Annotated in this window: 10 protein-coding genes and 2 pseudogenes; 7 read left to right on the top strand and 5 right to left on the bottom strand. The window is 73.5% G+C overall.

Annotated elements, in window-relative coordinates:
• Positions 1 to 5: 5 nt before the first annotated feature.
• A pseudogene (locus AB0302_RS03475) lies at positions 6 to 161 on the top strand (hypothetical protein); the annotation flags it as partial.
• A 104-nt stretch (positions 162 to 265) separates the two neighbouring features.
• On the opposite strand, the gene AB0302_RS03470 reads toward AB0302_RS03475, so the two are convergent.
• Genes AB0302_RS03470 through AB0302_RS03460 form a run of 3 tightly spaced genes read right to left on the bottom strand, consistent with a single transcriptional unit; the run spans position 266 to position 4,136 of the window.
• A complete protein-coding gene (locus tag AB0302_RS03470; protein WP_366370525.1) occupies positions 266 to 1,879 on the bottom strand; it encodes a dihydrolipoamide acetyltransferase family protein in 1,614 nt (537 codons plus the stop codon).
• Positions 1,876 to 2,925, bottom strand: coding sequence for a transketolase C-terminal domain-containing protein (locus tag AB0302_RS03465; RefSeq protein WP_248116134.1), 1,050 nt, complete (start codon positions 2,923 to 2,925; stop codon positions 1,876 to 1,878). Before AB0302_RS03465 ends, AB0302_RS03470 begins: the two co-directional genes overlap by 4 nt.
• Before the next feature lie 2 nt (positions 2,926 to 2,927).
• Positions 2,928 to 4,136 carry a thiamine pyrophosphate-dependent enzyme gene (locus tag AB0302_RS03460; RefSeq protein ID WP_248116136.1) on the bottom strand — a complete coding sequence of 403 codons (1,209 nt, stop codon included), beginning with the start codon at positions 4,134 to 4,136 and terminating at the stop codon, positions 2,928 to 2,930.
• 246 nt (positions 4,137 to 4,382) lie between these two features.
• On the opposite strand from AB0302_RS03460, the gene AB0302_RS03455 reads away from it, so the two are divergent.
• Positions 4,383 to 4,859, top strand: coding sequence for an Lrp/AsnC family transcriptional regulator (locus AB0302_RS03455; protein WP_248116138.1), 477 nt, complete (start codon positions 4,383 to 4,385; stop codon positions 4,857 to 4,859).
• Positions 4,860 to 4,881: 22 nt separating this feature from the next.
• On the opposite strand, the gene AB0302_RS03450 is transcribed toward AB0302_RS03455, so the two are convergent.
• Positions 4,882 to 6,222 carry an MFS transporter gene (locus tag AB0302_RS03450; RefSeq protein WP_366370524.1) on the bottom strand — a complete coding sequence of 447 codons (1,341 nt, stop codon included), beginning with the start codon at positions 6,220 to 6,222 and terminating at the stop codon, positions 4,882 to 4,884.
• Positions 6,223 to 6,279: 57 nt separating this feature from the next.
• Here AB0302_RS03450 and AB0302_RS03445 point away from each other — a divergent pair, with 57 nt between their 5' ends.
• A complete protein-coding gene (locus AB0302_RS03445; RefSeq protein WP_366370523.1) occupies positions 6,280 to 7,776 on the top strand; it encodes an NCS2 family permease in 1,497 nt (498 codons plus the stop codon).
• A gap of 14 nt (positions 7,777 to 7,790) precedes the next feature.
• On the opposite strand, the gene AB0302_RS03440 is transcribed toward AB0302_RS03445, so the two are convergent.
• Positions 7,791 to 8,279: a MaoC/PaaZ C-terminal domain-containing protein gene (locus tag AB0302_RS03440; RefSeq protein ID WP_366370522.1), complete on the bottom strand. Its 489-nt coding sequence runs from the start codon at positions 8,277 to 8,279 to the stop codon at positions 7,791 to 7,793.
• 350 nt (positions 8,280 to 8,629) lie between these two features.
• On the opposite strand from AB0302_RS03440, the gene AB0302_RS03435 reads away from it, so the two are divergent.
• From AB0302_RS03435 to AB0302_RS03420, 4 genes and pseudogenes are all read left to right on the top strand, one after another.
• Positions 8,630 to 8,833, top strand: a complete 204-nt coding sequence (locus AB0302_RS03435) for a hypothetical protein (RefSeq protein WP_366370529.1) — start codon at positions 8,630 to 8,632, stop codon at positions 8,831 to 8,833.
• Positions 8,806 to 9,548: pseudogene (locus tag AB0302_RS03430) on the top strand (SDR family oxidoreductase). Before AB0302_RS03435 ends, AB0302_RS03430 begins: the two are co-directional and overlap by 28 nt.
• Before the next feature lie 38 nt (positions 9,549 to 9,586).
• Positions 9,587 to 10,741 (top strand): acyl-CoA dehydrogenase family protein, encoded by a 1,155-nt coding sequence (locus tag AB0302_RS03425; protein ID WP_366370521.1) that lies wholly within the window; start codon positions 9,587 to 9,589, stop codon positions 10,739 to 10,741.
• A gap of 132 nt (positions 10,742 to 10,873) precedes the next feature.
• Entirely contained in the window at positions 10,874 to 13,189 is a 2,316-nt protein-coding gene (locus tag AB0302_RS03420; RefSeq protein WP_366370520.1) for a S9 family peptidase, read from the top strand.
• The last annotated feature ends 130 nt before the right edge of the window (positions 13,190 to 13,319 follow it).

Below are 13,319 nucleotides of genomic sequence, written 5' to 3'. Positions count from 1 at the left end.
CGGACGTGGCCGACCGCTCCACGTGGCGCACCGTGGTCCCGCACCGCGAGGACGTGAAGGTGGACGGCGTCATGGTGGCGCAGACCCACGCCGCGCTCGCGGTGCGCCGTGAGACGACGCCGCGCGTCGTCGTCGCGGAGCTGGACGCGGGTTCCCACGCATCGGACGATGTCGTATTGTGTGGTCGATCACATCTGCACCCCGTGTGCCCCTCCGCATCGGAGGGGCACACCTGCGCAGGACTCGTCCAGGAGGGGCGGGCCCGTCAGATCCGGGCGAGGGCCGCCGTCGGGTCGTTGAGGCAGTCCGCCACGAACGTGAGGAACGCGCTCGCAGTGGCGCCGTCGGTGACGCGGTGGTCGAAGGTCACGGTCATCTCGGTGACCTTGCGGACCACGATCTCCCCGTCCACGACCCACGGGCGGTCCATGATGCGGCCGATGCCGAGCATGCCCACCTCGGGGATGTTGAGGATGGGGGTGGCGCCGTCGGTGCCGAGCGGTCCGTAGTTGTTGAGCGTGAACGTGCCGCGGGTCAGCTCGGCCGGGGCGGCCTTGCCGTCGCGGGCACGGGTGACGGTCTCGTTGATCGCGCGGGTCAGCTCGTCCGCGGACAGCCGCTCCGCGTGCTCCACGGAGGGCACCATGAGGCCGCGGGGCGTCTGCACCGCGAGCCCGAGGTGGACGCCGTCCACCTCCACGATCTCGTCCCGGCCGCCGGCGCCGGCCTCGATGCGTGCGTTCATCACCGGGTACCGGCGCAGGCCGGCCAGCGTGAAGCGGGCGATCAGGCCGAGCAGGCTCGGGGCGTTCTCCGGGTCCGCCTTCTTCAGCTGCGCGCGCAGCTGAAGCAGGGCGGTGACGTCCACGTCCAGCCACGCGGTGACCTCGGGGACCTCGCGGCGGGAGCGGGAGAGCTGGTCCGCGATCACCTTGCGCACACCCGAGATCGGGGTGCGGGCGGTGACGGACAGGCCCGTGCGGGCGTCCGCCTGCCCCTGCGCGGCGGTGGCGCTCAGGGACTGCGCCGCGGGCGAGGCCTGGCCCTCGGCGGCGCCGACGGCGACCGACTTCTCGGCCGGCGTCTGCTCGGCCGCGGTCCCGGCGAGCACGGCCGAGGCGGCCAGCGCGCCCGTCGAGGCGGCCGCGGAGGGGACGTCGGCCGCGCCGGAGGAGGCGGCGAGCACGTCGGCGCGGGTGATGAGGCCGTCCGGGCCGGTGCCGGTCACGGCGGCCACGTCCACGCCGGTCTCCCGGGCGAGCTTGCGCACGATCGGGGAGGCCACGCGCGGCGCCTTCCCGGGGGTGGCCGGCGCGGCGCCGGAGCGGGCCGGACCGGCGGGGGCGCCGGTGCGCGAGCGCTTGGACGGGCGGGTGCGGCCCTTGGCCTTGTGGCCGGAGGTGCCGTAGCCGATCAGCACGGCGCCGGAGGCCTCCTCGTCGGAGCCCTCCACGTCGCCGTCGCCGCCGCGGGCCTTGTCCGGCGCGGGCTGCACGCCGGCGCGCTCCTCCTCGCGGTAGGACAGCGCGCCGGGCACGGCGCCGTCGGCCGCGGGGGCCGCGTCGGCGTCGGCCGCGGAGCCGGGGGTCGCGTCCGAGGCCGCGGGAGCGGCAGGGGCCGCGGCGGGTGCGCCGGCGTCGTCGGCCGCGCCGACGGTGAACAGCGGCCTGCCGACCTCCATGGTCTGGCCCTCGGCGCCGTGCAGCGTCAGGACGGTGCCGGCGTAGGGGCTGGGCACCTCCACGATCGCCTTGGCGGTCTCGACCTCGCACACGGGCTGGTCGACGGCGATCTCGTCGCCCTCGGCCACGAGCCAGCGGACCAGGTCGGCCTCGGTGAGGCCCTCGCCCAGGTCGGGCAGCAGGAAGATGTTGCTCATGCGCGGGCCTCCTCGGGCTCCAGGTCCCAGTTCAGGTCGTCGATCGCGTCGAGGATGCGGTCCACGTTCGGCAGGTGGTGCTCCTCGAGCTTCGGGGCGGGGAAGGGGATGTCGAAGCCGGTCACGCGCAGCACCGGAGCGGCGAGCGAGTGGAAGCAGCGCTGCTGGACGCGCGCCACGAGCTCCGAGGCCACGGACGCGAAGCCCTGGGGCTCGGCGACGACGACGGCGCGGCCCGTCTTGGACACGGAGGCCGCGACGGTCTCCTCGTCCAGCGGGTTCACGGTGCGCAGGTCCACGACCTCCACGCTGTAGCCCTCCTCCTCCGCGGCCGCGGCGGCGGCCAGGCAGGTGGGCACGGACGGGCCGTAGGACACCAGGGTGACGTCGGTGCCGGTGCGGACGACGGCGGCCTGGGCCCAGGCCTCGCCGTGCTCCTTCTTCTCCTCGACGCGGGCCCAGCGCTCCTCGAACTCGGCGCGCAGCTCGTCCAGGTCCAGCTCTGCCTTGGTCCAGTACATCTTCTTGGGCTCCATGAAGACGACCGGGTCGTCCAGGCGGATGGCCGAGCGCAGCATCATGTAGGCGTCCTTGACCGAGGCCGGGGTGTACACCTTCAGGCCGGGGGTGTGCGCGTAATAGGACTCCGAGGAGTCGCAGTGGTGTTCCACGCCGCCGATGCCGCCGCCGTAGGGGATGCGGATGGTCATGGGCATGGGGGCCGCGCCCTTGGTGCGGTTGCGCATCTTGGCCACGTGGCTCGCGATCTGCTCGAACGCGGGGTAGGCGAAGGCGTCGAACTGCATCTCGATGACCGGGCGGGCGCCGCCGAGGGCCATGCCCACGGCCATGCCCGCGATGCCGGACTCGGCCAGCGGGGTGTCGAAGCAGCGCTCCTCGCCGAAGCGCTTCGTCAGGCCGTCGGTGATGCGGAAGACTCCGCCGAGGGTGCCGACGTCCTCGCCGAACACGACCACCATCGGGTCGGCGGCCATCTCGTCGGCCAGGGCCGCGTTGAGCGCGGCGGCGAAGGTCAGGGTCGCCATGCTCAGGCCTCCTGAGTCTCGGTGCGGGACAGCTCCTCGGCCAGCTGCGCGCGCTGGGCGGCGAGTTGGGGGGTCTGCACGGTGTACACGTGGTCGAAGAGCTCGAGCGGGTCCAGCTCGACCTCGGCGTTCATGGCGTCGCGCAGGCGGGCCGCAACGTCCTCGGCGTCCTGGGTGATCTGCTCGGACACCTCGTCGGTGAGGGCGCCGGTGCCCTGCAGGTACGCGGTCATGCGGCGCAGCGGGTCGCGCTCGGCCCACATCTGCACCTCGGCGTCCTCGCGGTACCGCGTGGGGTCGTCGGTGTTGGTGTGCGCCTGCATGCGGTAGGTGTCCGCCTCCACGAGGAAGGGGCCCTGACCCGCGCGGCACAGGTCCACGGCACGGCCGAGGACGGCCAGGAGGGCGGCGAGGTCGTTGCCGTCCACGCGCTCGCCGGCCAGGCCGTAGCCCACGGCCTTGTGGGCCAGGGACGGGGCGGCGGACTGCTTCGCGAAGGGCACGGAGATCGCGTACTTGTTGTTCTGCACGAAGAAGATCACCGGCAGCTTGAACACGGCGGCGAAGTTCAGCGCCTCGTGGAAGTCGCCCTCGGAGGTGCCGCCGTCGCCGACCATGGCCAGGCAGACGACGTCCTCGCCGCGCAGGCGGGCCGCCTTGGCCAGGCCGACGGCGTGCAGCATCTGGGTGGTCAGCGGCGTCGCCTGCACGGAGACGCGGTGCTCCTTGGGGTCGTAGCCCTGATGCCACGTGCCCTGGTAGGCCACCATGACGTCGAGGGGGTCCACGCCGCGGGCGATCACGGCCACGGTGTCGCGGTAGGTCGGGAAGAGCCAGTCGTCCTGGCCCAGGCACACCGCGGCGGCGACCTCGGCTGCCTCCTGGCCGTGCGAGGACGGGTACACGGCCATGCGGCCCTGGCGCACCAGCGCGTAGTTCTGGTCGTTGACGCGGCGGCCGATCACGAGGTGGCGGTAGGCCTCCAGCAGGGTCTCGTCCGAGGGCAGCGGGTACTCGTGGCCGGGCTCGGTGCCCTGCTCCTCCGGGGAGAGCAGCGTGCCGTCCTCTCCGATGAGCTGGATGCGGCGGGTCGCGGGGAGCAGGTACTCCTCGAGGGAGATGCCGAAGGCGGCGCCGGCGTTGGTGCTCGCCGCGGCCTTGGCCGCCTCGTCGGCGGCCGTGCCGGGCACGGCGGGGGTGGAGTCACTCACGTTGGGTCCTCTCGATCTGTGGCCTTCAGTGTGCCGGTCGAGGGCATTCTGTCGCCCGCCGGCGGAGAATCAGTGGAGCAACGGAATACTTTGGCCTGTTGCTGGAGACGTTCTGCTAGTGTGACCGGTGACACGGAGACGGACCGTACAAGGCGTCAGTCCCGCGTGGGCGGCGGCCCCCGAGCTGCCCGCCGGAGCGGCCGCGGCCCGCCGTCCCCATCCTGCCCCAGCTCTCGAGGAGATCCCATGGCCACCGATGCCCTGGACCGCGTGAACCGCGCGATCGTGCGCGAGCTGACCCAGGACGGCCGCCTCTCCGTCGCCGCGCTGGCCGAGCGCGTGCACATCTCCCGCGCGCACTGCTACTCGCGCCTCAACCGGCTGCAGGACGCCGGCGTCATCACCGGATTCACGGTGCGCGTGGACCCCGTCAAGGTCGGCCTGGGCGCCTCGGCGCACGTCACCCTCAAGCTGCGCCAGCACAACTGGCGCGAGCTGCGCGCCACCCTGCTGGCCATCCCGGAGGTGTGGCACGTCTCCCTCGTGGGCGGGAACATGGACGTGATCCTGCTGGTGCGCGCCCGGGACAACGCGGACCTGCGCCGGGTCATCTTCGACGAGCTGCAGACCCTGCCCGGCGTCGTCGACACCCAGACCTACATGATCTTCGACGACCACGCCTCCGGGCAGACGGTCCCCCCGGAGGACCCGGCGGCCGCCTGACCCGGGCTCCAGCGGGACGCGTTCACGCCCGCGGCCGCACCGCCACGTCGGCCGGTTCGGCGACGGCGCCCGGCCCCGCCGGCAGCACGATGCGGAACACGACGGCGCCCGCCGCGCACACCGCCGCGAGCGCGCCGACGCCCCACGCGAGGCCGGCCGCCGCGGTGACCAGGGAGACCAGCAGCGGGCCGGCGAGCATGCCGGCGTCGGACATGGACCGCCACAGCCCCAGGAACTGGGGGCGGGCGTTGGCCGGCGAGTAGTCCGCGCCGAGCGTCATGACGATCCCCGAGCCGAACCCGTTGCCGATCCCCAGCAGCAGCGCGGCCGCCGCGAAGGCGAGCGGGTGCGCGGAGAGGCTCACCGCGAGGAACCCCGCCCCGAGCAGCGCGAGGCAGGGCACCGCTACCGCGCGTCGGCCGTACCGGTCCATGAGCCGCCCGGACGGATAGAACAGGAGCAGGTCCGCGGCGCCTGCGAGGCCGAAGGCGAGCGAGGCGGCCGCCGGGTCGAGGCCGAGGTGGGCGGCCCACAGCGGGATCACCGCGTTGCGCGCCGCGCGGGCCGCCGAGACGGCCATGACGCCGAAGCCCGCCGTCAGCAGCACCCCGCGCTGGGCGCGCGCCACGTCCGCGACGCGCGGGCGGCCTTGCCCGACCCGGGGTGCACCGCCGCCGGCCCCCGCCGCCGTCCCCCGGGCCGCGACGCCGGCCGTCTCCCCGGGCACCGTCAGCTCGCGGATGCGCAGGCACAGGACCGCGCCGGCCGCCATGGTCACCGTCGCGGCGGCGAAGGCGCCGGACAGCCCCAGCCCCGCCTGGGCGGCGGCGCCGAGGAAGGGACCGGAGAACACGCCGATGCGGATGGTCCCCCCGAGCGTGGACATCGCCCGCGCGCGGTGGGTGGCCGGGATGGCGACCGCCAGGTAGGCCTGCCGGGCGAGGTTGAACCCCGCCCCCGCGACGCCCACCAGGAGCACGGCCAGCAGGAACAGGGCGAGCCGGCCCGGCTCGCTCACCCCGCCGCCCGGGACGACGGCGGCCGAGGCGAGGGCCGCCGTCGTGCCCCAGGCCAGGCCCGCCCCGGCGGTGCCGAGCACCGCCGAGACGATCATGGTGAGCCGCTCCCCCGCGCGGGCGGCGAGGAGCGAGGCCGGGCCGTTGGCCACGAGCGAGCCGAGGCCCACCAGGACGACGACGGCGGCGGCCTGGGCCGTGGTGAGGCCGAGGGCGAGCGCCGCGGAGGCGATGGCCGGCGTCATGGCGCCGAGGCCGATCGCGTAGACCACGGACGGCGCGTAGATCTGGAAGGCCCCCCGCAGGTCGCCGAGGCGGGACCGGGTCGCGGGGGTGGGAGAGCTCACCGGTCGAGTCTGCCCGCACTGGCGCGCCGCGTCCAGGCCGCTCACTACCCTGGTGCCATGTCCTCGCGCACCGCCTCCTCCCCCGCCGCCCCGCCCGGGCACCCACGCCCGCCGGCCCCCGCCTCCGGCCTCGACCGCTTCTTCCGCATCTCGGCACGCGGCTCCACCGTCGGCCAGGAGATGCGCGGCGGCCTCGCCACGTTCCTGGCCATGAGCTACATCATCGTGCTCAACCCGCTCGTGCTCTCCGGCGCGGACGCCCACGGGGACGTGCTCGGCGTGCCGCGCGTGGCCGCCGTGACCGCGCTCGTGGCCGGCGTCGCGACCATCGTGATGGGCGTGTGGGCGCGGCACCCGTTCGCTCTCGCCGCGGGCCTGGGCATCAACGCGTTCGTGGCCATCACCGTGGCCACCACCCCGGGCATGACGTGGCCGGACGTCATGGGACTCGTGGTGCTCGCGGGCCTGGTGATGGTGGTGCTCGTGGCCACCGGCTTCCGCACGGCGGTGTTCAACGCGGTGCCGGAGGCGCTGAAGACGGCCATCGTCGTCGGCATCGGCCTGTTCATCGCCCTGATCGGCCTCGTCAACGCCGGGTTCGTGCGCCGCCTCCCCGACGCTGCGGGCACCACCGTGCCCGTGGGCCTGGGCATGGGCGGCGAGCTGGCCGGCTGGCCGGTGCTCGTGTTCATCGTGGGCCTGGCGGTCACGGCGATCCTCGTCATCCGCGGGACGCGCGGGGCCATCCTCATCGGCATCGTGGTGGCCACCGTGCTGGCCAACATCCTCGAGGCCGTGTTCCACATCGGCCCCTCCGTGGCCGCGGACGGGACCGTGAACCCGCTCGGCTGGTCCCTCGTGGCGCCGTCCGTTCCGGACTGGGCGGCCCCGGACCTCTCGCTGCTGGGCCACGTGTCCCTCTTCGGCGCCTTCGACACCCTCGGCGGGCTCATGGCATCGCTGCTCGTCTTCGCGATCCTGCTCTCGGTGTTCTTCGACGCGATGGGCACCTCCGTGGGCCTGGCCCGCGAGGCCGGCACCGTGGAGCCCGACGGCACCATCCCGGACCTCAACCGGGTGCTCATGGTGGACGCCCTCGCGGTGACCGCCGGCGGCGGCGCGTCCGGCTCCGCCAACCAGATCTTCGTGGAGTCCGGCACCGGCATCGGCGAGGGCGCCCGCACGGGCCTGGCCTCCGTGGTCACGGGCCTGCTGTTCCTGCTGGCCATGTTCCTCACGCCCCTGATCCACCTCGTCCCGTTCGAGGCGGTGGCGCCCGCCCTCGTGGTGGTGGGCTTCATGATGTGCGCGCAGGTGACGCGCATCGACTGGTCGGACTGGGGTGCCGCGCTGCCGGCCTTCCTCACGTTCATCCTCATGCCGTTCACGTACTCGATCGCCAACGGCATCGGCGCCGGCATGATCGCCTACGCGGTCATCCGCGCCGGCCAGGGCCGCGCCCGTGAGGTGCACCCGCTGCTGTGGCTGGTCGCCGCCGCGTTCGTGGTGTTCTTCGGCATGGGCGTGGTGCGGGGGATCCTCGGCCTGGCCTGACCCCCGGCGGCCGCTCAGTGCGGGAGCGCCGCGGTCCGCATCTCCAGGTACGCGGAGATCTCCATGGTGAGCACGTCCTTGCCGTCCTGGTTGCACACCCGGGACGCGAACACCACGAGACCCCGTCCCTGCTCCGGCTCGAGCGTCAGCTCGGTCACGACCGCGTCCCCGGTGAGGACGTCCCCGGGCCGAACCGGGCGCACGAAGCGCAGGCGGTCGATGCCTCGCCCCGCGATCACGTGCCAGTGGTCCGTGCGGGCGAGCACCTGGAGCCGCTGGAGGATCGCCACGGTGTGGATGCCGCTCGCGATCAGTCCCCCGTAGCGCCCGTGGGTGACGCTGCGCTCCGGGTCCGTGTGGATGAACTGGGGGTCCCACTGGCGGGCGAACGCCGTGACTTCCTCCTCGGTGACCGGGTACGAGCCCATCGATGACCGCGTCCCCACCGGGAAGTCCTCGGCGTACAGTCCGGCGCCCCGCATCCGTGCCTCGTCGTCTCGCATCTCCGGTCGACTCCTTCTCCTCGCGACGCCAGGGCTCCGTGCGCCTCGTCCGTCCGATCCGCCTGCGCGTCATCATTGCACATTCGTGCAGATCGCCATACAGTCGCATAGCATCCACGGATGAGATGGACATCACACGTCTGGCCGCCCGCTTCCGCACGCGACCCAGGTGCACCCCATGCCCACCCTGCCCGGCGCCCTCGCCTCCACCGCCCGCCGCGTCCCGGACCGCCCCGCGCTGCGGTGGGGCGAGTCCTCCCTCACGTACGGGGAGCTGGACCGCACCGTCACCCGCCTCGCGGCAGAGCCCGCCGACCGCGGCCCCGGACTTCGGGGAGAGCATCGTCGCCGTGGTCACCCCCGCGCCGGGGGCCACCGTGACCCTGAAGGACCTCCGGGCGTACGGCGAGAGCCGGATCGCCCGCTTCAAGCTCCCCCACGACCTCGTGATCGCGGAGATCCCGCGCAACCTATCCGGGAAGATCCTCAAGCACCGGCTGCGGGCCCAGCTCGACGGACCCGTCGGATCGGCCGATCCCGCCGCGCAGGCCTGACCCCCGCCGGCGCCTCCGGCCTCGGCGCGGCCACCACGACGGCGCTGCTCGAGCGCGGCGCCCACGTCGTGGTGGCCGACCTCGCCGGGTCCGCCCCCGGGGCGCCGTGCTCGTGGAGACCGACGTGACCGACTCGGACCAGGTGGCCCGCGCGGTCGAGGAGGCGACCCGCCAGCCCGGGCCGCTCTCCGGCGTCGTGAACTGCGCCGGCATCGGCACGCCCGCGAAGGTCCTCTCCCGCGAGGGGGCGCAGCCGCTCGAGGCCTTCGAGAAGATCATCGCCGTCACCCTCGTGGGCACCTTCAACGTCATCCGCCTGGCCGCCCAGGCCATGGCGGGCAACGAGCCGGACGAGGACGGCGGCCGCGGCGTCATCGTCAACACCGCGTCGGTGGCCGCGTTCGAGGGCCAGATCGGCCAGGCCGGCTACTCGGCCTCCAAGGGCGGCGTCGTGGCCATGACCCTGCCCATCGCGCGCGAGCTGGCAGCGCACGGCATCCGTGTGAACACGATCGCCCCCGGGCTCTTCCTCACGCCCATGATGAGCCAGCTGCCGGAGAAGGCGAGGGAGTCCCTGGGCCAGCAGGTCCCGTTCCCCTCACGCCTCGGCGACCCGTCCGAGTACGCCCACCTGGTGACCCACCTCGTGGAGAACCAGATGATCAACGGCGAGACCATCCGGCTCGACGGCGCCATCCGCATGGCCGCGCGCTGACCGCCCCACTGAGTCACACCGACACCGAGGAGACCCCCATGATCCTGGACAGCTACCATTCCCCCTGGCTCACCGAGGACGCCGAGTCCCTGCTCGAGCTCACCGACGAGTTCATGGCCCGCGAGGCCGTGCCGAACTTCTCCCGCTGGGCCGAGCAGCACGGCGTGGATCGCGACTTCTGGAACAAGGCCGGCGAGGCCGGCCTGCTGTGCCCCTCCATCCCCGAGGAGTACGGGGGCATCGGCGGCACCTTCGCACTGGAGGCCGCCGTCATGACGGGGCAGGCGCGCTGCTTCGACGACGCGTGGGGCTTCGGCGTCCACTCCCCCATCGTGGCGCACTACATCCTGGCCTACGGCACCGAGGAGCAGAAGCAGAAGTGGCTGCCGGGCATGGTCACCGGCGAGCTGGTCGGCGCGGTCGCCATGACCGAGCCGGGCACGGGCTCCGACCTGCAGGCCGTGCGCACCCGCGCCGTGCGCGACGGCGACGACTACGTGATCAACGGCTCGAAGACGTTCATCTCGAACGCCACGCACTGTGACCTCCTGGTCATCGTGGCGCGCACGGGCGACCAGCCGGGCGGCCGGGGGCTGTCCCTGATCGTCGCGGAGACCGCCGGGCTCGAGGGCTTCGAGCGCGGCCGCGTGCTGAACAAGATCGGCCAGCACGGCCAGGACACCCGTGAGCTGTCCTTCTCGGACATGCGGGTGCCCGTGGCCAACCTCCTGGGCGAGGCCGAGGGCCAGGGCTTCATCCAGCTCATGTCCCAGCTGCCCCAGGAGCGCCTGACGCTGGCCGTCACGGCCGCCGCGGCCTGCGAGGCCGCGGTGCGCGAGACCATCCGCTACACCAAGGAGCGTCACGCGTTCGGCAGCCCCCTGCTGGGCTTCCAGAACACGCAGTTCGTGCTCGCCGAGTGCGTGGCGGACACGCTCGCCACGCGCACCCTGGTGGACCAGTGCATCGTGGCGCACGTGGAGGGCAAGCTGACCGCGGCCGACGCCTCGATGGTGAAGTTCTTCGCCACCGACATGCAGAACACGGTGGTCGACCGCTGCCTGCAGCTGTTCGGCGGCTACGGCTACATGGAGGAGTTCCCGATCGCGCGCGCCTTCACCGCCGCGCGCGTGCAGAAGATCTACGGCGGCACCAACGAGATCATGAAGATGCTCGTGGCCCGCGCCCTCTGAGCCGGCGCCCTCACGGGCTTCGGGGGCGGGACACGCCCGGAAGGCGGAACCTTTCGGGCGTGTCCCGCCCCCTTTGCGCGTCGAGGCAGCCTGCGCCCTCGCGCGCGACGCTCCTGTGATGGGATGGGGACCATGCCTGACGCCCAGCACCGCGCCGACGACGTCGTCGCCACCCAGCCCGACGCCCTCGCGCACCGCTCCCCCGCCGCACGCCCGACGCCGCCCGTGGCCGCCGTCGTCCCGACGACGCGCACCGTGCACGGCGAGGAGTTCGCCGACGACTACGAGTGGCTGCGCGCCAAGGAGGACCAGCGCGTGCTGGACCACCTGCATGCCGAGAACGCCTACACCGAGGCCGTCACCGCGGACCAGGCCGATCTGCGCGCGGCGATCTTCGGCGAGATCAAGGCGCACACCGTGGAGACGGACCAGTCCGTGCCCGCTCGCCGGGACCGCTGGTGGTACTTCGTGCGCACGATCGAGGGCGAGCAGTACCCCGTGCACTGCCGCGTGCCCGCGCGGGACACCGGGGATCTCGAGGCGGACTGGACGCCGCCCGTCGTCGCCGCGGGCGAGACGCTGCCCGGCGAGCAGGTGATCCTGGACGGCAACGCCGAGGCCGCCGGCCACCCCTTCTTCTCCCTCGGCGGGATGCACATCAGCCCGGACGGCGAGCGTGTGGCGTACGCCGTGGACCACGCGGGTGACGAGCGCTTCACCCTGCGCGTCCGGGACATCGCCACCGGCGAGGTCCTGCCGGACGCGGTGGAGAACATCGCCCACGGGGTGCGCTTCGACCGCTCGGGCGCGCGCGTCTTCTACACGCTGTGGGACGACTCGTGGCGCCCGTACCGCGTCATGGTGCACACGCTCGGCACGGACCCGGCCGAGGACGTGCTGGTCTACGAGGAGTCCGACCCCGGCATGTGGACGGGCTTCGAGGGCGTGGCGGACCGCACCCAGCTGCTCATCGGCGTCGGGAACTCGGAGGTGTCCGAGACCTGGGTCGTCGACCTGCCCGAGTCCGCGGACGAGCCCCTGCCGGCCCCGCGCCTGCTGATCCCCCGCGCGTGGGGCATGCTCGCCGACGTCGAGCCCGTCACGGGCGGCGACGGCGTCCGCCGCCTGCTGATCGTGCACGATGCGGAGCTCACCGGCGACGGCGCCGAGCGCCTCGCGCCCAACGGCATGCTCTCGGTGGTCACGGAGGCGGACGTGGCCGACCGCTCCACGTGGCGCACCGTGGTCCCGCACCGCGAGGACGTGAAGGTGGACGGCGTCATGGTGACGCTGACCCACGCCGCGCTCGCGGTGCGCCGTGAGACGACGCCGCGCGTCGTCGTCGCGGAGCTGGACGCGGTGCTGGGCTCAGGGGACGCGGGTTCCGTGGGCTGGCGCGAGCCGGCGTTCGAGGAGGAGCTCTACGCGTGCCACCTGGCGTCGACGGCGGCCGAGTCGCCGTTCCTGCGCCTGGCCTACACGTCCTGGATCACGCCGGCCCGCGTGCTGGACGTCGTCGCGGCCACCGGCGAGGTGCACCTGCGCCGCGAGGTGGAGGTGCCCGGCCACGACCCGGCCGACTACGCGGTGGAGCGCTGGTGGGCGCCGGCCTCGGAGCCCTCCGCCGCCACGGGTGCGGACGTGCGCGTGCCGCTCACGGTGATCCGACGCAAGGACGTGGCGCAGGATTCGAGCGCGCCGTGCGTGGTCTACGGCTACGGCTCCTACGAGATGTCGATGGACCCGGCGTTCGGGGTGGCCCGGCTGTCCCTGCTGGACCGCGGCGTCGTCTACGTGGTGGCCCACGTGCGCGGCGGCGGCGAGCTGGGCCGGGCCTGGTACGAGGACGGCAAGAAGGCCGCGAAGGCGCACACGTTCACCGACTTCGTGGACGCCACCCGCTTCGTGGCGGACTCCGGGTGGGTGGACCCGGCGCGGATCGCGGCGACGGGCGGCTCGGCCGGCGGGCTGCTCATGGGTGCCGTCCTCAACCGAGCGCCCGAGCTGTACCGCGCGTGCCTGGCCGTGGTGCCGTTCGTGGACGCGCTGACCACCATCCTCGACCCGGACCTCCCGCTGTCCGCACTGGAGTGGGAGGAGTGGGGCAACCCGATCACCGACCCGGAGATCTACCGGCTCATGAAGTCCTACACCCCATACGAGAACGTGCGGGCCGTGGACTACCCGGCGATCGCCGCGGTGACCTCGCTCAACGACACCCGCGTGCTCTACGTGGAGCCCGCCAAGTGGGTGGCGCAGCTGCGCCGCACGGTCACCTCGGACCAGGCCACGCCCCTGGCCGAGGGCGGCTCGCCCATCCTGCTGCGCACCGAGATGGACGGCGGCCACGGCGGCGCCTCCGGCCGCTACCAGGGCTGGGAGGACACCGCGTGGGAGTACGCGTTCCTGCTCACCGCGCTCGGCGCCGTGGAGCGGGTGGGTGACTGACCAGCCCTCGCCCCAACGGCTGGCGGCCGTCGCCCACCCCTGGACGACGCGCCCCTCTCCAGCCCGTCCCGTGACGCGCTGTGGTCACGACACGCCGTGCCGGCAGTCCACGCCGCGGCGTGTCGTGACC

It is taken from the genome of Micrococcus sp. NPDC078436 (assembly GCF_040702705.1).
Classification (GTDB): domain Bacteria; phylum Actinomycetota; class Actinomycetes; order Actinomycetales; family Micrococcaceae; genus Micrococcus.
Note: the sequence above shows the minus strand (reverse complement) of the source record. Positions and strands in the feature narration are given on the sequence as shown.